This is a genomic window from Lentzea xinjiangensis, assembly GCF_900110955.1.
GTDB lineage: Bacteria > Actinomycetota > Actinomycetes > Mycobacteriales > Pseudonocardiaceae > Lentzea > Lentzea xinjiangensis.
This window is the reverse complement of the sequence record NZ_FOFR01000004.1, coordinates 35270-53567: the sequence shown is the minus strand read 5'-3', so window position 1 is coordinate 53567 and position 18298 is coordinate 35270. Positions and strand designations below refer to the sequence as shown.

The following is an 18298-nucleotide window of genomic DNA, read 5'->3' as shown; positions in this document are numbered from 1 at the left end:
CCTGCGAGGATCAACGCCATGCCCGCTGAGCAGCCCACCATCCTCGCCACGTCCGGGGGCTGGCGCTCCGGCCGCCGGACCCCCCTGGAGTTCCACAAGCTGATCCACTTCGCGCTGGAGCTGTCCGGGGTCGACGGCCGCCGGCCGCGGCTGTGCCACGTCGGCACAGCGGGCGGCGACCAGCGGTCGATGAACGCGAACGTGGTGGAGGCGGGCGCCGTCGCGGGCGTCGACGTGTCGATCCTCAACCTCTTCACGATGCCGCCGACCGACGACCTCGAGGACTACGTGCTGTCCAACGACGTCGTGTGGGTGGGCGGCGGCTCGGTCGCGAACCTGCTCGCGGTGTGGGAGGTGCACGGGCTCGGCGAGGTCTTCCGCACGGCGTGGCAGGCCGGTGTGGTGCTCAGCGGCGTGTCTGCGGGCTCGATCTGCTGGCACGCGGGCGGCGCCACCGACTCGTTCGGCCCGGACCTCCGCGTCGTCACCAACGGCCTGGGCTTCCTGCCCTACGGCAACGGCGTGCACTACGACTCCGAGGAGCAGCGCCGCCCGAAGATCCACGAGGCGGTCGCCACCGGGGTGCTGCCGATGACGTACTGCACCGACGACGGCGTCGGATTGCTCTACCGGGGCACCGAGTTCGTCGAGGCCGTGGCGGAACGCCGCGGCTCGGGTGCGTACGTCGTGGTCAGGGAGGATTCTTCGGCAACCGCACAGGAGGAGAAGCTCGACACCAGGCTGCTGTGACGCGGACCGCGGAGATGTGCGCTGGGCCCTGATCCTCCTCCTCACGCGGCCCGGACGCCCTGGTCGCACCGGAGCCGAGGTCCGCGATGTCGGACATGTCGGCAGCCGACGTGCCGGGCACGGCAGCCGCAGGCGGGCGTCCGATGTCGGCCTCGCCCTCATGGACCTCGACTCCGACCCGGTGGTCTCCGAAAGGGCGACCGGCCGTTCCGCTCGGCGTCGCTGTCGAAGCCGATCTTGGCCGCCGACGGCATGGTGCGGCTTCACCACCACGTCCTCGGATCACCGGTGCGCGGCGCGGTCGCAGCCGCGCTCTCCGCCGCCCCGGCCACCGCCGCCGACGGCTTCGACCAGGCGTTCGCCCTGCTCGGCGCCACCGGCGTCCACGCCAAGCAGGGCCCGCCATCCGCGCCGGATGGATCGGTGAGCGGAGGACCGCGCTGCGCTTGGCCCGCAGGCTGGCGGGCGTCGGCCGAACGCAACGCCATGTCCGCCGAACTCGCCTGGCGTGACGAGGGCACGGACTCCGCACAGATACCGGTCGCGCAGAACGCCTACGTCGCCCAGAGTGATGGGCCGGTTCGAGCTGGTCGCTGCAGCCGCAGTGCTCCTGGACGAATCAGCAAGCCGGTGTCGGGCGGGTTGGCGACCGGCGGGCTGCCTGCTGATCATCCTCGCCGACACGCGCAGGGAACGGCGCCGTATCGATCGTCGACCAGTTGAGTGGGCTGAGCGGCTGAACGAGTGACTTGTGCGTCAACTGACGCAGATCGCGCCTCCGTTGATCGGTACAACTGCGTTTCTTCGGGCGCCCCGCGAGGCGGGCGATCACCCAGGGGGTGACCGGATCGGTGCGATTCGGCGGCGAGGAGTCGTGATGCAGAGCGAGCCATCTCACGGTGTGCGCGTCAAGATCGGCGGGAACGCCCACGGTCCGGTAGTGGCCGGCAATGGCAACGTCACCCACATGAACACCGCGACCCCCGAGCCGGAGGTTGCGTCCGAACGGGGTCGGCGTGCCGACCTGCTGGCGGCGTACCGGGTCGTGGTGACCACGGACGTGCAGAGGTCGAGCTCGCGCAACAACGACGGGCAACGGCGCATGCGTCGAGCGCTGGAGGAGTGCGTCCAGGCGGGGGCCGTGGCGCTGGGCGTGCCGCAGGAGGTCTTCGAGCCGGTCGACCGCGGTGACGGCCTTCAGGTGGTGATGCCCGAGGCGGTCACGTTGGTCGACGTCCTCGACACCTTCGTCGAGGGGGTCGCCAAGGCGCTGCGGGAGCACAACCAGGCGGCCAGTGACGCCTACCGGATCGACCTGCGGGCCGCGGTGCACGTCGGCTACGTCGACCAGGTGGGCGGTGAGTGGTCGGGGACCCCGTTGGTGCACGCGGCACGTCTGGTGGACGCGCCCGAAGTGAAGCACGTCCTCGGGGAGGCCGGCGACGCGTGCCTGGCGCTGGTGGTGTCGGACGCGGCGAAGCACGTGGTGGACGAGGGCTACTGCAAGGTCGGTCCCATCGGCTACCGGCACCTCGCGGTGGTCGTCAAGGAGACGTCGTGCGACGCCTGGTGGCGGTTGTTGTGACCGGCCCTTTCGGTGCCGAGGTTTCTCACGTTACGAGGAGGGGTGGTCGTGAGCCGGGCACATGAAGACCTCGGACGACCGGACGAGGACGGTCAAGGCCCCGCGCGGACCCACCGAGGCATCAGCCACAACGTCGAGGTCGGCGGGAGCACCGACGGACCGGTGGTCGCCGGGGACTACAACCTCGTGATCGACGCGCGACACGGGTCCTCCGTCACGGTGGGAAGGGTGGCGCGGGAGCGGCCTGCGCCTGTGCGCAGGGATCGGATCTCGGTTCTTCCCCGGCCCACGCGCGAGCCGCTCGGGCGGGAAGCGGACACGGCGACGCTGGCCGCCGCCATCGCCGGACGTGGTCTGGTGCAGCTCTGTGGGCCGGCCGGGATCGGCAAGAGCATCTTGTTGCGGCACCTGGCGCGCACGGCTGAGAACGGACCCGACGGTGTGGTGTTCGTCAGTGCCACGCACAAGCAGGTCGCCGATCTCGCGCAGGAGGTGTTCGAGTCCTGTTACCGGACGTGGGGCTACGCGCCCTCCCGGACCGACCTGCGCGGGATGCTGACCGGTCTGCGGATCACGGTGTACGTCGACGACGCCGACCTGACGATCGACGAGCTGCGGGAACTCACCGACCTGGTACCCGACGCGACCTTTGTCGTGGCCTGCCGGGACAGCACACTGTTGGGCGATGGCGCCGTGCACCACCTGGACGGCCTGGGCCAGGACACGGCGACGCGACTGCTGACCCAGACCCTCGGCAGGCCGCTGCACGACGCGGAACAGGTCACGGCGGCCGACCTGTGGCACGTGTCCGGCGGAAACCCATTGCTCCTGGTGCGCGCGGCCGGGATGGCGGCATCCGGCCGGTCGGCACTGCCGGCGCCGGGCGCTGTCGAGGACCTGCTGCCGCAGTTGTTCGAACAGCTCGACAACTCCGCGATGGACACGCTGAACCTCCTCGCGGCACTGCAGGACGCCGAACTCGCCACCGAGCACATCGGCGCCCTGGCAAGCGAACCGGATCCGGCCTCGCTGTGCGAACGCCTCACCGGCCTCGGGCTCATGGTGCCAGGCGAACACGGCTACCGGTGCGCACCGGGCGTGGCGTCGGCCGTGCGGCACCGCGACCCCGCGGCGATCCCGGTCGAGGGATTGTGCCGGTACTTCACCCGCTGGGCGGCCGATCCGTCCACGACACCCGCCCAGGTCGCTGCCCACAGCAGGGCGATCGAGAAGGTCGCCGGCCTCGCGACGAACGCCGGGATGCCCGAACTCACCGTGGCGCTCGGCCGGGCCGCATCGCCGAAGTTGGCGCACTCGCTGCGGTTCAACGCCTGGGGACGAACGCTGGGCCGCGGCTGGGCCGGTGCCCGGCGTGCGGGCGATCGGCTGGCCGAGGCGTACTTCATCCACGAGGAAGGCATCCGCTGCCTGGTCACAGGTCAGCGCATCGCGGCGGCGGCCCTGCTGGCACAGGCGGCCGTGCTGTGGCACGTCCTCGGCGACGACCAGGGCACGACCGCCGCGTCCGACGCCCACCAGTTCCTGCCGCAGGAACTCCAGCCACCCGGCCGGATCGACGCACCGGCGCAAGCGGTCCCCGACGAGGGCGCCACCTCCCAGGCCGTGGCCGACCACATGGCCGACCTCGAACACACGACGCGGGAACCCTCGGCACTGACCACCCACGACAGTGCCGACCCCGGCTACTCCAGCACCGACTTCGCCGAACTCGCCGAATCCGGGGTGCCACCCGGCCCGGGCCCGGCCCAATCGCTCGGCAACACCACCGCACCGGACGCCGGCGACCCCGGCCTGACCGCCAACACGACAAGTCCGGCGCTACCCGGCAGCGCCACCGGGGCAACGGCGGCAGCCACCGCGCAGGGCGGCTCGCTACTGGCCACGCTCCTCGTCACACTCGCGATCGTCGGTGCCGTCGCCCTCATCGCGTACGACAAGAACAAGGACGAGGAGGCCACCAGCCGTCGGCCGACCGCGACCGCCGGTGTGGGAAGGACCGGTGTCGCGAAAGCCGAAAAGCCCAAGATCACAAGTGCTCGACAGACCGGGATCGCCGGTACCTGGACCGACGGCCGGCACAAGTTGACCATCGTGGAATCCGAGCCTGGCGTGTACCTCTACCGAACGGTCTGCGGCGATGCAGTCAGACTGATCGGTAACGACGCGGAAGCCACCGGAAAGACTCCGGCACGGACCTCCGACAGCGGCGGTGGCTACTGCGGTTCCATGATCGGGTACCTCACGGTGACGGTCAGAGTGAGTGCGGCTCAGGACATCGCCCGGCTGACAATGACGCAGCCACCTGATGTAGCGGGACGGTGGACCTGCCTTTCCTGCGGGAGGAGCACCTTGACCCGTGTCGGGTAGCCACGGCCCGCGAGCCGATCAACGCCGTCACGCGGGCCGTCCTGGCGGAACTCGGCGTCAAGGGCTGAGCCGCAGCACCTTGCGCGGTGAAGAACGCGACGCCGCGCAGCACCACGAGGAGCGCCAGCCACCGCGAGGTACACCGCCGCCCCCGCCGTGAACGGAACCGGCCGCGTCTTCACGTTGAACGCCGAGATCTCGGCGAACCCGGCGGCCAGTCCGCAGAAGATCACCCCACCCACCACACCCCGAGCAGGCGGCGCACCAGGCGAACCCCGTTCACGTCGACGTACCCGTCCCGGACGCGGGACCGCGCAGTGGTGAGGCTCAGGCCGGACAGCACCACCCAGAACGCCGCGCCCTGACCGATGATCATCGATCATCGGCTTTCCAGTCCGAACCGTCGCCGTCGGCGACGCTGGCATCGCTCATGTCGCCGACGTTGGGCATCGTCCACTCGCGGCCGATGCCGTGGATCTTCTGCGTGATCGCGTTCTGCTCGGTCTCGATCGTGTTGGTGTGCGACTCCAGCGCCATGATCGTGGCGCCGACGATGCCGATCGCGACAGTGAGTCCACCCGCGATGGCGGCGGGCGTGCCGACGACCGTGCAGGCCGCCGCGATCGCACCGACAGCCGACACGACGAAGGTGGCGAAAGCGACGCCCATCGCGATCCAGAACGCGTCGATCGAGCTGGCCAGGCTGTTCAGCGACGCGCGCGGCTGGTTCGCGACGTCCTTTACGGCGTTCAGGCCCTGTGCCTGCGGTGGCACCGTCGCCGAGCGGGGAGCAGCGGTCAGCAGCCGATCAGCCGCGCCGCGAGGTAGGACTCCAGCTGGTCCATCGCCACGCGCTCCTGCGACATCGTGTCGCGTTCCCGCACCGTCACGGCGAGGTCGGTGAGCGTGTCGAAGTCGACCGTCACGCAGAACGGCGTGCCGATCTCGTCCTGGCGGCGGTAGCGGCGGCCGATCGCGCCGGCGTCGTCGAAGTCGACGTTCCAGTTGCGGCGCAGTGCGGTCGCGAGGTCGCGGGCCTTCGGCGAGAGGTCGGCGTTGCGCGACAGCGGCAGCACGGCGACCTTCACCGGGGCCAGGCGGCGGTCGAGCTTCAGCACGACGCGCTTGTCCACGCCGCCCTTGGCGTTCGGGGCCTCGTCCTCGGTGTAGGCCTCCAGCAGGAACGCCATCATCGGGCGGCCGACGCCGGCGGCCGGCTCGATGACGAACGGCTTGTAGCGCGAGTTCGTGGCCTGGTCGAAGTACGACAGGTCGACGCCGGAGTGGTTCGAGTGCGTGGTGAGGTCGAAGTCGGTGCGGTTCGCGATGCCCTCGAGCTCACCCCACTCCTGGCCGCCGAACCGGAAGCGGTACTCGATGTCGACGGTGCGCTTCGAGTAGTGCGAGAGCTTCTCCCGCGGGTGCTCGTAGTGCCGCAGGTTCTCCTTCGACACGCCCAGGTCCGTGTACCAGCGGGTGCGCTCGTCGATCCAGTACTGGTGCCATTCCTCGTCGGTCCCCGGCTCGACGAAGAACTCCATCTCCATCTGCTCGAACTCGCGGGTGCGGAAGATGAAGTTGCCCGGCGTGATCTCGTTGCGGAACGACTTGCCGATCTGGCCGATGCCGAACGGCGGCTTCTTGCGCGAGGTCGTCTGCACGTTCAGGAAGTTCGTGAAGATGCCCTGCGCGGTCTCCGGGCGCAGGTAGTGCAGGCCCTCCTCGGTCTCGACCGGGCCGAGGTGGGTCTTGAGCAGGCCGTTGAACATCTTCGGTTCGGTGTACTGGCCGCGGGTGCCGCAGTTGGGGCACGGCACGTCCGAGACGTCGCCCTCGGCGACCTCCTTGCCGGTGCGCTCGGCGTACTCCTCCGACAGCGTGTCCGCGCGGAAGCGCTTGTGGCAGGACTCGCACTCGACGAGCGGGTCGACGAACGCCTCGACGTGACCGGAGGCCACCCACACGTCCCGCGGCAGGATCACCGACGAGTCCAGGCCCACGACGTCCTCGCGGCCGCGGACCATGAAGTTCCACCACTGGCGCTTGATGTTGTCCTTGAGCTCGACGCCCAGAGGCCCGTAGTCCCACGCCGAGCGGGTACCGCCGTAGATCTCCCCGCACGGGTAGACGAACCCCCTGCGCTTGCAGAGGCTGACAACGGTCTCAATACGATCGGCGGCCAACGGGAACTCCATCGGGGGAATCAGATTCGGGGGCCCAAGCCTAGCCCGTCACGTTGCGCCCCGAACGGGCGACCGGAGCCTTACGCTGCAGCAATGGAAGACCGGCTGCGCGAGCTGTGGGACTTCGCCGACCTCGACGGCACCGAGGCGAGGTTCCGCGCGTTCCTCGGCGAGGTGGGCACCGACGACGAGCGCGCGGAGGTGCTGACCCAGCTCGCCCGCGTCGAGGGCCTGCGGGAGAACTTCGCCGCGGGCCACGCCCTGGTCGACGAGGCGGAGACGCTCGTCGCCCCCGACTCGACGGGCCGGGTGCGGGCGCTGCTCGAACGCGGCAGGCTGCACCGCTCCGCAGGTGACGCCGAAGCGGCCCAACCGCTGTTCGTGGCGGCGTTCGTGCTGGCCAAGACCAGGGGTGACCTGTCACTGGCCGTCGACGCCGCGCACATGGCGTCGCTGGTCGACGACCCGGAGAAGTGGACGAGGCAGGGCCTCGAACTGGTCGTGGCCAACCCGGAGCTGGTCCGCTGGCTCGGGCCGCTGCACAACAACCTCGGCTGGTTCTACTACGAGAACGGCCGTTACGACGAGGCGTTGGACGCGTTCGAGAAGACGCCGGAGGCGTACGCCGAGAGCGGCAAGGCCAAGACGCTGCACGCGCTCGGCCGCACGGCGGAGGCCGCCGAGGCCGCGCGCAGGGCGCTCGAGTTCCTCCCCCACGACTCGCACGACGAGTGGGTCGAGGAGATGGAGGCTATCGCCGCGGGGTCGCAGGCCCCGCCGCCTCGCCCAGACGCACCGTGAACGCGTCCTCGGCGAGCACGCTCGTGTGCTCCTCGACCTGGCCGTCGGCGCTGGTCAGCGTCGGCTCGTACATCGCGGGCTCGTCGGTGAGCGCCTCGGACAGCAGCGGGATCACGTGTTCCCGCACGGGGAACGGCGACATCGCGCGCCGATAAGCCACCACGGAGTCGAACTCGACCGTCAGCACCCACCGGTCGTCCTCGTCGGTGGACCGCGCCAGCGTGCCGCGACGGCAGCCGGGCTGAGCCGTCAACAGCGTCAACGCCTGCTCGACGCGCGCGGTGAACGTCTCGGGGTCGGATACGCGGAAACGGCACACGAGCAGCACGGTGCAAGGATGGCACGGTGACCTCCAAGCGCCCTCTCCTGCCCGGCGACGGCCCACTCGCGCCTGTGCGCCCGGTCGTGGCGTTCGTGCTCGTCCTCGGACTGTTCGTCACCGGCGTCCTCGTCGGCGGCACCCTCGGCGCGGTGCTGCTCGGGGTGCTCGTGCTCGGCGCCGGCGTGCTGCTGGCGGCCACCTGGAAGGTGCTTTCCCCAGCTCAACGCACATTGCGCGTGGTGGTCCTGCTGGTACTGGTCGTCATCACCGTAGAATTGGTGGTGAAAATCCCTACCAGGTGAGGTGCGGCGCCATGACCGTCCAGCTGCACGGCGAGCACTCCCCCGAACGCGCGGCTCCCGCGCCCGCGCCACCCCGCTCCGCGCACACGCTCGCCGAGGCGGGTGACCTGCTGCGCGCGCTGGCCGCACCGGTCCGCATCGCGATCGTGCTGCAACTGCGCGAGCACGACCGCTGCGTGCACGAGCTGGTGGAGGCCCTGGGCGTGGCCCAGCCGCTGATCAGCCAACACCTGCGGGTGCTCAAGTCGGCGGGCGTGGTGCACGGCGAACGCCACGGCCGCGAGGTCGTGTACCGACTGGTAGACGAACACCTGGCGCACATCGTCGTGGACGCTGTGACGCACGTCGAGGAGAAGTTGTGACCGGACTGAGGTCCACCAAGCAGCGCACCGCGGTGTCGAACCTGCTCGACCAGCTCGACGACTTCCGCAGCGCCCAGGAACTGCACGAGGAACTGCGCCGCCGTGGCGAGGGCATCGGCCTGACCACGGTGTACCGCACGCTCCAGTCGCTGGCGGACGCCGGTCAGGTCGACGTCCTGCGCACCGACTCGGGCGAGGCCATCTACCGCCGTTGTTCGGCCCACCACCACCATCACCTCGTGTGCCGCCACTGCGGCCGCACGGTCGAGGTGGAGGGACCCGCCGTCGAGAAGTGGGCCGACCGCGTCGCCGCCGAGAACGGCTTCTCCGCGGTCAGCCACACCGTCGAGATCTTCGGGACGTGCGCGGACTGCACGGCCAAGGGCCTCTAGGACTCGTAGGGCTCGACCGGCTCCGCCACCGGGGTGAACGACTCGACCGTGAAGCTCGGCACCCAGGAGTTCTTCTCCGACGCCGACTTCGGCACGACCTGACCGGTGACCTCGACCCACTGCTCGTCGGGCAGCGCGGGCACGTCGCCGGTGAGCCGCACCTTCAACGGCCGCGCGTCCGCCGCGCAGCACGAGATCGCGAGCCGCGCCACGAACGTGTCACCCTCGGCGCGCAGCAGGAAGCCGGTCAGCCGCACCCGGCGCCCGTCCAGCGTCCCGGACTCGTCCCACGCCGTGCGCGTGACGAACTCCGTCATGGACAGCGGGATGACGTCGCCGGAGGGCAGCTCGCCCAGCAGGTTGCGCGACCGCTGCGTCTGGTTCGTGTCCGCGGCCGAGTTCACGACGTCGCCGCCCAGGGCCGGCGGCGAGATCAGGAACACCGCCATCACCGGCAGCAGCATCAGCCACGTCGACCGCGACGAGTGCGCGTGCCCGTGGCCGTGACCGTCGTCGACGGCCTGGCCGCGGCGGATGTCCCGGACGATCGCGAACAGCGCCAGCCCGATCATGATCGCGCCGGCCGCGATCAGCAGCGGCAGCAGGCCCTTCTGCACGTACCTGAGGTACAGCCCGGAGAAGCTGATCTTCAGCAACGCGCCGCCGAGCAGGATCAGCAGGATGTTCTGGGTTTCCCGCCTCACAGCAGCACCACTCCCGTCACCACCGCGCACAGGATCGCCACCACGAACGTAGCGGGTGCGAAGCGGAAGGCGAAAGACTTGCCGAACGCACCCGCCTGCAGCGCGATCAGCTTCACGTCGACCGCGGGGCCGACGACGAGGAACACGAGCCGCGGCAGCAGCGGCAGGGCCGAGAAGGCGACGGCGACGAACGCGTCCGCCTCCGAGCACAGGGCCAGGACCACCGCGAGCAGGGCCATCACGAGCACGCCGAGCACGATCTGACCGCTGAGGGTCTGCATCCACGCGACCGGCACGAACGTCTTGAACGCCGCCGCGAACAACCCGCCGAGCACCAGGAACCCGCCGGCGTCGACGAGGTCGTGGCGCGCGCTCTCGGCGAACACGGCCCAGCGGGAGCCACCGGAGCGGTCCTCCAGCCGGGCGAGGGCGCGTTCGGCGATCCACTCGGCCTTGCCGAAGCGCACCCACAGCCAGCCCATGACCATCGCGGTCAGCAGCGACCCCGCGAACCGCGCCACGACCATCATCGGGGTGTCGTTGAACGCCACCGCGGTCGACACCAGCACGATCGGGTTCACCGCGGGCGCCGCCAGCAGGAACGTCAAGGCGACGGCCGGCGCCACGCCCTGCTGCATCAACCGCCGGGCGACGGGGACCGAAGCGCACTCGCACCCCGGCAGCGCCACGCCCGCGACACCGGCCACCGGCACGGCCAGCGAGGTGCGGGACGGCAGCAGCCGGCGCAGCGCCGCGGCCGGCACGAACGCCGCGATGGCACCGGAGATCAGCACGCCCAGCACCAGGAACGGCATGGCCTGCACGCAGATCGCCACGAACACGGTCGAGGCGGTGCGCAGCTTCGGCACGTCCAGCAGGTCGACGAGCCGCGACTGGAAGAGCAGTGCGAGCACGAGGATCCCGCACAGCACCTCCAACGACGTGATCTTCAGCCGAGGCGGGCCGGAGCGCCGCTTCGACGAGCGGATCTCGCCGGTGATCGTCATTCCGCGTCCAGGTCCAGCAGCCGGCGGTACTGGCGCGCCATGCCCTCGCGGATCTCCTCCGGCGACGGCGGCTCGTCGAACTCGGCCTCTTCCTCCTCGAGGTCCTCGTCGTCGGCGAAGTCGACCGCGGTGCCGTTGACGGCCTCCTCGGCGGCGTCCTCCTCGAGGGCGGCTTCACGCAGCTCCTCGATCGTGGCGCTCACGTCCTCGGCCGACAGCGCGGGCAGCATCGGCTTCACGATCGCCAGCACGCCGCCCTCGGCGTCCTCCAGGGCCACGGCCTCCGCCAGCGCGACGGCGTGGTCGCGCTCGTACGGGCCGCAGATGAACGAGTCCCAGTCGTCGCCGCCCGACGGCTCGAACGTGACGGTCCACGGGAACTCGTTGACGTCCGAGTCCTCTTCCGGCTCGTAAATGATCACGCCACCCATGGAAGGGTCCTTTCTCAAGAAAACCGGGAGAGGAGCTCGCCGCGCACCTGCGAGGCGGTCGACACGACCAGCATGAGCAGCGTGCTCAGCGGCTCCGGCTTGAGCCCGTCCGCCGGGAACGCGTACCGCAGCATCACGTCGGTGCCGCGTTCGGAAGCGATCACCCCGAGCGTGCCGAACAAGCCCTGACCAGCGCGTTCGGCCACCCACACCGCCGCATCACCCGGCAGGTCCCACGCGACGACGCACGTCAGCGAGAGCACGGTCAGGCCCTCGGCCAGCTCCATGCCCTGCACCGCGCACGGCACGTCGCCGTGGCGGAAGCTCAACGCGCCGTCGTCGTCCACGGCGACGTCGTGGAACAGCTCCAGCGCCTTGCGCGCGGCCTCCAGGGCCTCACCGCTCGCGTTCACGAGACCTCCGAATCGGGCTTGTCGATCGCACCACCGAAGCGGCGGTCGCGCTCGGCGAACTTCTCGACGGCGCTCCACAGGTCGCGGCGGTCGAAGTCGGGCCAGAGGATGTCCTGGAACACCAGCTCGGCGTACGCGGACTGCCAGAGCATGAAGTTCGAGGTGCGCTGCTCGCCGGACGGCCGGATGAACAGGTCCACGTCCGGCATCTCGGGCTGGTAGAGGTAGCGCGCGATGGTCTTCTCGTCGACCTTGTCCGGGTTGAGCTGCCCGGCGGCGGCCAGGCGGGCGATCTCGCGGGCGGCGTCACCGATCTCGGCGCGGCCGCCGTAGTTGATGCACATCGCGAGGTTGAGCCGGTCGTTGTCGCGGGTGCGTTCCTCCGCGACCTCCAGCTCCTTGATGACGCTGCGCCACAGCTTCGGCCGCCGACCGGCCCAGCGCACCCGCACCCCCAGCTCGTCGAGCTCGTCGGTGCGGTGGTGGATGACGTCGCGCGAGAAGCCCATCAGGAACCGGACCTCTTCGGGGCTGCGGCGCCAGTTCTCGGTGGAGAAGGCGTACAGCGACAGCCACTTCACGCCCATCTCGATCGCGCCCTTGGCGACCTCGACGACGACCTGCTCGCCGCGCTTGTGCCCCTCGACCCGCGACAAGCCGCGCTGGTTGGCCCAACGGCCGTTGCCGTCCATCACGATCGCGATGTGCTTGGGCACGAACTCGGCGGGGATGGCCGGGGGCACAGCGCCGGAGGGGTGCGGCTCCGGCGGGCGCGGTACGCGCTTCTCACGCTCGGAACGGCGGCGACGCAGCATGGGGCTCGGCATCCTCTCAGCGAAAACCGTTGTCGGTAGCCGCCACCCTAGCCTTCGCCGGCTCTGGCGCCTTCGTCGGCTCTGGCCTTGCGCTCGACCAAGGGCAACGACCGGAGCTGCCGTTCGAGGTGCCACTGCAGGTGTGCCGCGACCAGGCCACTCGCGTCCCGGCGGGCCACGTGCGGGATGTCGTCGACCACGTTCCACCGCCCGTGCAGCAGCGCCGAGAGCAACGTGAGCGTGTCCTGCGACGGCGAGGCGGAGCCGGGCGGGCGGCAGTTCGGGCAGCACGAGCCTCCGGCCTGCACGCTGAAGGCCCGGTGCGGACCGGGATCGCCGCACTTCGCGCACTCGTTGACCGCGGGTGCCCAACCGGCGAACGCCATCGCACGCATCAAGTACGCGTCCAGCAGCAGCGACGGATCCCGTTCGCCCGCGGCCAGCGCCCGCAGAGCGCCCGTGACGAGCAGATAGAGCCGCACGGCCGGTTCGCCCTCTTCAGCCGTGAGGCGGTCGGCGGTCTCCAAGATCGCGCACGCGGCCGTGTAACGCTGGTAGTCGTTGACGATGCCCACGCCGAACGCGTCGAGCGTCTGCACCTGCGTGATGATGTCGAGCGACCGGCCGGGGTGGAACTGCACGTCGACGTGGCAGAACGGCTCCAGCCGCGCGCCGAACTTCGACGACGTGCGGCGCACGCCCTTGGCCACGGCGCGCAGCTTGCCGTGCCGCTGGGTCAGGAAGGTGATGATCCGGTCCGCTTCACCGAGCTTCTGCACGCGCAGCACGATGCCGGTGTCGCGGTACAGGTTCGCCATCAGAACCCCAGGCGGCGCAACTGCTTCGGATCGCGCTGCCAGTCCTTGGCGATCTTGATGTGCAGGTCGAGGTAGACGCGCGAGCCCAGCAGCGCCTCGATCTGCTTGCGGGCGGCCGTGCCGACCTGCTTGAGCCGCTCACCCCGGTGGCCCAGGATGATCGCCTTCTGCGACGGCCGCTCCACGAACACGAACGCGTGGATGTCGATCAGGTCGTCGCGGCCCTCGCGCGGCTGCATCTCCTCCACCACCACGGCGATGGAGTGCGGCAGCTCGTCGCGCACGCCCTCCAGCGCGGCCTCGCGGATCAGCTCCGCGACCAGCGTCTGCTCCGGCTCGTCGGTCAGGTCGCCGTCCGGGAACAGCTGCGGCCCCTCCGGCAGCTTGCCCAGCAGCAGGTCACCCAGCTTGTCGACCTGGAAGCCGTCCACCGCGGACACCGGGATGATCTCGGCGAACTCCATGACCTTCTGCAGCGCGAGGAGCTGCTCCATCACCTGCTGCTGCGAGACCAGGTCGGTCTTGGTGACGATGCCGACCACGGGCGTGCGCTTGGCGACCTTCTCCAGCTCCGCGGCGATGAACTTGTCGCCGGGCCCCACCTTCTGGTCGGCGGGCACGCAGAAGCCGACCACGTCGACCTCCGACCACGTCTCGCGCACCAGGTCGTTGAGGCGCTGCCCGAGCAGCGTGCGCGGCCGGTGCAGCCCCGGTGTGTCGACCAGCACGAGCTGGCCGTCCTCGCGGTGCACGATGCCGCGGATCGTGTGCCGGGTGGTCTGCGGCTTGCTCGACGTGATGGCGACCTTGGTGCCCACCAGCGCGTTGGTCAGCGTCGACTTCCCTGCGTTCGGGCGTCCGACGAAGCACGCGAACCCGGAGCGGTAACCATCCATCTCCCCATTGTCCCCGGTACCGGCAACAGGGTTGTCGCCGGTCCCGGGATCTGCTACCCCGCCGCGTTCCCGACCGGTCAGGACCAGGCCTTCTGGTGCACGGCCTGATCGTTGCCGGTGACGAACGCGTCGATGCGGTTCGGGCCCCACGAGACGGCGCTCACACCCGAGGACAGCACGCCCGCGTGCCACTCCCACGCGTGCCAGCCGTTGTCGAACGCCTTGTGGTACAGCGCGTCGTCCGTGCCGCGCGCGAAGACGTCGAGCCGGCCGGGCGCCCACGACGCGACACCGGGCGCCTGGGAGATACCGCCGCCCAGCGACTCCCACGAACCCCACACGCCGTTGTCCGCCCACGTGTGGTGCAGCGAGTTGTCGCCTCCCTTGGCGAAGACGTCGATCCGGCCGGCGTCCCACGACACCGCGGCGGGTGCCGAGGTGAGGTCGCCGCCCAGCGACGTCCAGCCGGACCAGGCGCCGTTGGCGAAGCTCTTCACGTGGAGCCCGCTGTCCTCGGTGCCCGCGCGGCCGACGGTGAAGAGGTCGAGCCTGCCCGGCCCGCGCGAGGAGATGGCCGGGGCGTAGCGGTACGTGCCGGTGTCGATCGTCTCCCACGGGCGCCACACACCGTCGTAGACGAGCCGCTGCACCCCGCCGTCGACGTTGCCGGCGACGACGTCGATGCGGCCCGGTCCCCACGCCACCGCGGACGGCGAGGTGGTGAGGTGCCCGCCGAGCGACTCCCACGGGAGCCACCGGCCGTTCTCGTACACCCGGTGCTGCAACGTGTAGTCCGTCGCGACGGCGAACACGTCGAGCCGCCCGGGACCCCACGTGGTGACGGTGGGCGTGCCGTACACCTTCCCGCCGTGCCCGGTCCAGTCGCTCCACGCCGCCCGCGCCGCCGACGCGGAGAAGAGGAGCGCACCCGCCGCCATCGCGAGCACGCCGAACAACGCGGACAACCGTCTCATCAGCAGTTCCCCCAGCTCACACGGGTCTCAGCCCGCTTCGGGGGCTAGCGAACCACGTCGGCGACGTCCCCGGCCGGAGTTGCACGAAAAACCGGCGCAGTTGCCGCGAGGTCGCGCACCGCGGACACCGACGCCGCGTCGAGCGCGTCCTCGCCGGTCACCACGACAGCCGCCTCCAGCCCTTCGGCACCGCTCGACACGGCGGCCGCGACGGCCGCCTGCAACGCCGTGAGCTTCAGCGACGGCAGCGCGACGGTGGACGCGTTGTACGTGCGGCCGTCGAGGTCGCGTACCGCGGCCCCCTCCGCGGCGCCGTTGCGCGCACGGACCGAACGCGCGAGCGTCACGAGCTTGGCGTCCTCGGGATCCAGGTCACTCATCTTCTTCGGTCTCCTTCTGCACGGGACGCACGAGCACGGTGGTGACGCGGATGCGGCCCCGCTCGTCCTTGCCGCCCTCCGCCCGCATGCGCAGGCCCGCGATCTCGGCCTCGGTGCCCGGCAGCGGCACGCGCCCGAGCCGCTGGGCGAGCAGGCCGCCCACGGTCTCGACCTCGTGGTCGTCGAGCTCGGTGCCGAACAGCGCGTCGAGGTCGTCGACCGGGAGCCGCGCGCTGACCCGCACCGCGCCGTCGTCGAGGTGCTCGACCGGCGGGCGGTCGTCGGTGTCGGACTCGTCGGTGATCTCGCCGACGATCTCCTCGAGGATGTCCTCGATGGTCAGCAGCCCCGCGGTGCCGCCGTACTCGTCGACGACGATCGCCATGTGCCGGCGGGACACCTGCATCTCGCGCAGCAGGTCCGCGATCGGCTTCGAGTCCGGGATGAAGCTCATCGGGCGCATCAGCTCGGAGACGCTCTTCGGGTGCTCGTCCTCGGCGAGCGTGGCCCGCATGAGGTCCTTGATGTTCACCACGCCGAGCACGTCGTCGACGCTCTCGCCGATCACCGGGACGCGGGTGTAGCCGGAGCGCAACGACAGCGCGAGCGCCTGCCGCAGCGACTTGGAGTGCTCGATCCACACGATCTCGGTGCGCGGGACCATGATCTCGCGCGCGATGGTGTCCCCCAGCTCGAACACCGAGTGGATCATCTCGCGCTCGCCCTCGTCGACGACGCCGCGTTCCTGCGCCATGTCGACCAGCTCGCGCAGCTCCACCTCGGAGCTGAACGGGCCCTCGCGGAAGCCCTTGCCGGGCGTGATCGCGTTACCGATGAGGATCAGGACCTTCGACAACGGCCCGAGCACGCGGCCGAGCTGCCGGACGGTACCCGCGGCCAGCAGGCTCACGCCGTACGGGTGCTGACGGCCGATGGTGCGCGGTCCGACGCCGACGAGCACGTACGACACGACGAGCATGCTCAGGCACGAGTACAGAACGGCGAGCGAATCCCGGTCCACGTAGTCCAGGAACACCGTCGTGACGAGCACCGCGGCCGACATCTCGCAGAACAGCCGCAGCAGCAGCAACAGGTTGACGTGCCGCGGCCGGTCGTTGAGGACCTGCAGCAACTGACCCGTGCCCCACCGGCCCTGCCGTTGCAGCGACTCCACCCGAGCGCGCGACACCGTGCCCAGCGCGGCGTCCACGCACGCGAAGACCCCGGCGGCGAGCACGAGGAAAACGGCCAGCACGATCACACTGGCAGGGTTCGCGCTCATCGCCGTCAGTCTTCTTCGGGATGCTGCAGAGGCCTCTGCTCGTCCAGCCCGACGGCGCCGAGCACCTTGTCGTCCGCACTGCGCTGGTGCGCCGCCCGTTCGGCCTCGTCACGCGCGGTGCGGAAGTCCGCGAGGATGCGGTTCTGCAGCGTGAACATCTCGCGTTCCTCAGCGGGCTCGGCGTGGTCGTAGCCGAGCAGGTGCAGCACCCCGTGCACGGTCAGCAGGTGCAGCTCGTCCAGCAGCCCGTGACCGGCCTTCTTGGCCTGGTCCTTGGCGAACGCCGGGCACAGCACGATGTCCCCGAGCAGCGCTGGCCCGAGGCCCGCGGCGTCGGGGCGGCGCGCGGAGTCCAGCTCGTCCATGGGGAAGGCCATGACGTCCGTGGGACCGGGCAGGTCCATCCAGCGCTCGTGCAGGTCGGCCATGACGTCCAGCTCGACCAGCAGGACGGACAACTCGGCCAGCGGGCTCACGCCCATGCGGTCCAGCGCGAAGCGGGCGGCGGAGACGATGGAACCCTCGTCGACTCCGACACCCGACTCGTTGGCGATCTCGATGCTCACGGCGCCTATCGTCCCCGGCGCTGGTTCCCCCGGCGTGCACCGGGTCCGTGGTGTTGCCCGTTCTGGTCGAGCGCGTCCTGCTGGACCTGCCACTTGTCGTAGGCGTCGACGATGTCGCCGACCAGGCGGTGGCGCACCACGTCCTGGCTGGTCAACACCGAGAAGTGCACGTCGTCGACACCTTCGAGGATGTCCTTGACGACCCGCAGACCGCTGCGCTGGCCGCCGGGGAGGTCGACCTGGGTGATGTCGCCGGTCACCACGACCTTCGAGCCGAAGCCGAGGCGGGTGAGGAACATCTTCATCTGCTCGGGCGTCGTGTTCTGCGCCTCGTCGAGGATGATGAACGCGTCGTTCAGGGTGTTGTGCGTCAGCAGGTAGTCCTCGGTGACGTACAGGGAGTCCTGCGCCGCCACCTGGATGCAGACCGTCTCCGTCCTGCCCGCGGGTTCGATGCTGTCGATGAAGCGCATCGGACGCCCGCCACCACCGGCGGCGTGGTACTTCTGCCGCTTGCGCTCGAGCCGGAACGGCTCGACGCCCTGGGGCAGCCGGATGTCGATCGCACGCCCATTTCGGCTGTACGCGATGCCACCGAGCGAACGCACCAGTTCGATGACGTCAGCCTGGAGCTGCGGCGAGGAGGCCGCGAAACGAACACGGCAGCCACCATCGGCCTGACCGGCCGGTGCACCACCCGCATCGAGGAGACCCTGCAGCAAATCGAGACGTACCTGCACGGTGTTGCGCAGGTACGTCTCGCCGACAGACGCATCGCCTTCTGACGTAGCGGCACGCTCCAGGACCAGGACGTTGCCGTGGGCGGTCGTCCGCAGGGCGATCGCCGACGCCGGGCACCCGTCACCGAGCAGGAGGCCCAGCGCGTACGGGTCCATGGGCACATCGCGTTCCGGCAGGCAGACCGGA

General features: G+C 70.3%; 23 protein-coding genes and 1 pseudogene. 8 read left to right on the top strand and 16 right to left on the bottom strand.

The window, feature by feature from the left end:
• Window positions 1-18: 18 nt before the first annotated feature.
• From BMW88_RS11980 to BMW88_RS11970, 4 genes are all read left to right on the top strand, one after another.
• Window positions 19-750 carry a Type 1 glutamine amidotransferase-like domain-containing protein gene (locus BMW88_RS11980; RefSeq protein ID WP_089950759.1) on the top strand — a complete coding sequence of 244 codons (732 nt, stop codon included), beginning with the start codon at window positions 19-21 and terminating at the stop codon, window positions 748-750.
• Window positions 751-987: 237 nt separating this feature from the next.
• Complete coding sequence (locus BMW88_RS40885; protein WP_143116041.1) at window positions 988-1473, top strand: hypothetical protein; 486 nt, start codon at window positions 988-990, stop codon at window positions 1471-1473.
• A gap of 244 nt (window positions 1474-1717) precedes the next feature.
• Window positions 1718-2335 (top strand): hypothetical protein, encoded by a 618-nt coding sequence (locus tag BMW88_RS11975; RefSeq protein ID WP_143116040.1) that lies wholly within the window; start codon window positions 1718-1720, stop codon window positions 2333-2335.
• A 48-nt stretch (window positions 2336-2383) separates the two neighbouring features.
• The gene (locus BMW88_RS11970; protein WP_143116039.1) at window positions 2384-4723 is read left to right on the top strand and encodes an ATP-binding protein; all 2340 of its coding nucleotides are present in this window, start codon (window positions 2384-2386) and stop codon (window positions 4721-4723) included.
• A 229-nt stretch (window positions 4724-4952) separates the two neighbouring features.
• Here BMW88_RS11970 and BMW88_RS41795 read toward each other — a convergent pair whose 3' ends face one another.
• The 3 genes from BMW88_RS41795 to BMW88_RS11960 are packed head-to-tail and all read right to left on the bottom strand — an operon-like array spanning window position 4953 to window position 6906.
• A complete protein-coding gene (locus BMW88_RS41795) occupies window positions 4953-5099 on the bottom strand; it encodes a hypothetical protein (RefSeq protein WP_177221065.1) in 147 nt (48 codons plus the stop codon).
• A complete protein-coding gene (locus BMW88_RS11965; protein WP_177221064.1) occupies window positions 5096-5497 on the bottom strand; it encodes a hypothetical protein in 402 nt (133 codons plus the stop codon). Before BMW88_RS11965 ends, BMW88_RS41795 begins: the two co-directional genes overlap by 4 nt.
• A gap of 23 nt (window positions 5498-5520) precedes the next feature.
• Window positions 5521-6906 carry a glycine--tRNA ligase gene (locus BMW88_RS11960; protein WP_089951075.1) on the bottom strand — a complete coding sequence of 462 codons (1386 nt, stop codon included), beginning with the start codon at window positions 6904-6906 and terminating at the stop codon, window positions 5521-5523.
• A gap of 93 nt (window positions 6907-6999) precedes the next feature.
• Here BMW88_RS11960 and BMW88_RS11955 point away from each other — a divergent pair, with 93 nt between their 5' ends.
• Window positions 7000-7707 carry a tetratricopeptide repeat protein gene (locus BMW88_RS11955; protein ID WP_089950756.1) on the top strand — a complete coding sequence of 236 codons (708 nt, stop codon included), beginning with the start codon at window positions 7000-7002 and terminating at the stop codon, window positions 7705-7707.
• On the opposite strand, the gene BMW88_RS11950 is transcribed toward BMW88_RS11955, so the two are convergent.
• The gene (locus tag BMW88_RS11950) at window positions 7658-8035 is read right to left on the bottom strand and encodes an antibiotic biosynthesis monooxygenase family protein (protein ID WP_089950755.1); all 378 of its coding nucleotides are present in this window, start codon (window positions 8033-8035) and stop codon (window positions 7658-7660) included. The two genes, BMW88_RS11955 and BMW88_RS11950, sit on opposite strands and share 50 nt — an antisense overlap.
• A 17-nt stretch (window positions 8036-8052) precedes the next feature.
• Between BMW88_RS11950 and BMW88_RS11945 the strand changes: the two genes are divergently transcribed.
• From BMW88_RS11945 to BMW88_RS11935, 3 genes are read left to right on the top strand one after another with little or no spacing between them, the layout of a single operon-like run.
• Window positions 8053-8331 (top strand): hypothetical protein, encoded by a 279-nt coding sequence (locus BMW88_RS11945; RefSeq protein ID WP_089950754.1) that lies wholly within the window; start codon window positions 8053-8055, stop codon window positions 8329-8331.
• Between the two features lie 11 nt (window positions 8332-8342).
• Window positions 8343-8693 carry an ArsR/SmtB family transcription factor gene (locus tag BMW88_RS11940; RefSeq protein ID WP_089950753.1) on the top strand — a complete coding sequence of 117 codons (351 nt, stop codon included), beginning with the start codon at window positions 8343-8345 and terminating at the stop codon, window positions 8691-8693.
• A complete protein-coding gene (locus BMW88_RS11935; protein ID WP_089950752.1) occupies window positions 8690-9085 on the top strand; it encodes a Fur family transcriptional regulator in 396 nt (131 codons plus the stop codon). Before BMW88_RS11940 ends, BMW88_RS11935 begins: the two co-directional genes overlap by 4 nt.
• On the opposite strand, the gene BMW88_RS11930 is transcribed toward BMW88_RS11935, so the two are convergent.
• The 12 genes and pseudogenes from BMW88_RS11930 to BMW88_RS43190 form a co-directional block, all read right to left on the bottom strand.
• Window positions 9082-9789: a TIGR03943 family putative permease subunit gene (locus BMW88_RS11930; protein ID WP_089950751.1), complete on the bottom strand. Its 708-nt coding sequence runs from the start codon at window positions 9787-9789 to the stop codon at window positions 9082-9084. The genes BMW88_RS11935 and BMW88_RS11930 overlap by 4 nt on opposite strands.
• Window positions 9786-10796 (bottom strand): permease, encoded by a 1011-nt coding sequence (locus tag BMW88_RS11925; protein WP_089950750.1) that lies wholly within the window; start codon window positions 10794-10796, stop codon window positions 9786-9788. The genes BMW88_RS11930 and BMW88_RS11925 overlap by 4 nt, the downstream gene beginning before the upstream one ends.
• Window positions 10793-11218, bottom strand: coding sequence for a hypothetical protein (locus BMW88_RS41790; protein WP_177221062.1), 426 nt, complete (start codon window positions 11216-11218; stop codon window positions 10793-10795). The genes BMW88_RS11925 and BMW88_RS41790 overlap by 4 nt, the downstream gene beginning before the upstream one ends.
• Window positions 11219-11241: 23 nt before the next feature.
• Complete coding sequence (locus BMW88_RS11915; protein WP_089950749.1) at window positions 11242-11640, bottom strand: YbjN domain-containing protein; 399 nt, start codon at window positions 11638-11640, stop codon at window positions 11242-11244.
• The gene (locus BMW88_RS11910) at window positions 11637-12455 is read right to left on the bottom strand and encodes an isoprenyl transferase (protein ID WP_089950748.1); all 819 of its coding nucleotides are present in this window, start codon (window positions 12453-12455) and stop codon (window positions 11637-11639) included. The genes BMW88_RS11915 and BMW88_RS11910 overlap by 4 nt, the downstream gene beginning before the upstream one ends.
• A gap of 47 nt (window positions 12456-12502) precedes the next feature.
• On the bottom strand, window positions 12503-13273 hold the full coding sequence (gene recO, locus BMW88_RS11905; RefSeq protein WP_089950747.1) for a DNA repair protein RecO: 771 nt from the start codon (window positions 13271-13273) through the stop codon (window positions 12503-12505).
• The gene (gene era / locus BMW88_RS11900; protein ID WP_089950746.1) at window positions 13273-14169 is read right to left on the bottom strand and encodes a GTPase Era; all 897 of its coding nucleotides are present in this window, start codon (window positions 14167-14169) and stop codon (window positions 13273-13275) included. The genes recO and era overlap by 1 nt, the downstream gene beginning before the upstream one ends.
• A 77-nt stretch (window positions 14170-14246) precedes the next feature.
• Window positions 14247-15143 carry a PLL family lectin gene (locus BMW88_RS11895; RefSeq protein ID WP_143116038.1) on the bottom strand — a complete coding sequence of 299 codons (897 nt, stop codon included), beginning with the start codon at window positions 15141-15143 and terminating at the stop codon, window positions 14247-14249.
• 44 nt (window positions 15144-15187) lie between these two features.
• Window positions 15188-15523: a cytidine deaminase gene (locus tag BMW88_RS11890; RefSeq protein WP_089950744.1), complete on the bottom strand. Its 336-nt coding sequence runs from the start codon at window positions 15521-15523 to the stop codon at window positions 15188-15190.
• The gene (locus tag BMW88_RS11885) at window positions 15516-16805 is read right to left on the bottom strand and encodes a hemolysin family protein (RefSeq protein WP_089950743.1); all 1290 of its coding nucleotides are present in this window, start codon (window positions 16803-16805) and stop codon (window positions 15516-15518) included. The genes BMW88_RS11890 and BMW88_RS11885 overlap by 8 nt, the downstream gene beginning before the upstream one ends.
• Before the next feature lie 5 nt (window positions 16806-16810).
• Complete coding sequence (ybeY, locus tag BMW88_RS11880; protein ID WP_089950742.1) at window positions 16811-17371, bottom strand: rRNA maturation RNase YbeY; 561 nt, start codon at window positions 17369-17371, stop codon at window positions 16811-16813.
• 5 nt (window positions 17372-17376) lie between these two features.
• Window positions 17377-17733, bottom strand: a pseudogene (locus BMW88_RS43190) (PhoH family protein); the annotation flags it as partial.
• Between the last annotated feature and the right edge of the window lie 565 nt (window positions 17734-18298).

Bases quoted from the DNA above. Each gene is read 5' to 3' on its own strand.
- recO (WP_089950747.1), bottom strand. From the start codon at position 13,273: ATGGCGAACCTGTACCGCGACACCGGCATCGTGCTGCGCGTGCAGAAG.
- BMW88_RS11890 (WP_089950744.1), bottom strand. From the start codon at position 15,523: ATGAGTGACCTGGATCCCGAGGACGCCAAGCTCGTGACGCTCGCGCGT.
- BMW88_RS11910 (WP_089950748.1), bottom strand. From the start codon at position 12,455: ATGCTGCGTCGCCGCCGTTCCGAGCGTGAGAAGCGCGTACCGCGCCCG.
- BMW88_RS11940 (WP_089950753.1), top strand. From the start codon at position 8,343: ATGACCGTCCAGCTGCACGGCGAGCACTCCCCCGAACGCGCGGCTCCC.
- BMW88_RS41795 (WP_177221065.1), bottom strand. From the start codon at position 5,099: ATGATCATCGGTCAGGGCGCGGCGTTCTGGGTGGTGCTGTCCGGCCTG.
- era (WP_089950746.1), bottom strand. From the start codon at position 14,169: ATGGATGGTTACCGCTCCGGGTTCGCGTGCTTCGTCGGACGCCCGAAC.
- BMW88_RS11955 (WP_089950756.1), top strand. From the start codon at position 7,000: ATGGAAGACCGGCTGCGCGAGCTGTGGGACTTCGCCGACCTCGACGGC.
- BMW88_RS11895 (WP_143116038.1), bottom strand. From the start codon at position 15,143: ATGAGACGGTTGTCCGCGTTGTTCGGCGTGCTCGCGATGGCGGCGGGT.
- BMW88_RS11885 (WP_089950743.1), bottom strand. From the start codon at position 16,805: ATGAGCGCGAACCCTGCCAGTGTGATCGTGCTGGCCGTTTTCCTCGTG.
- BMW88_RS11925 (WP_089950750.1), bottom strand. From the start codon at position 10,796: ATGACGATCACCGGCGAGATCCGCTCGTCGAAGCGGCGCTCCGGCCCG.
- BMW88_RS11980 (WP_089950759.1), top strand. From the start codon at position 19: ATGCCCGCTGAGCAGCCCACCATCCTCGCCACGTCCGGGGGCTGGCGC.
- BMW88_RS11975 (WP_143116040.1), top strand. From the start codon at position 1,718: ATGAACACCGCGACCCCCGAGCCGGAGGTTGCGTCCGAACGGGGTCGG.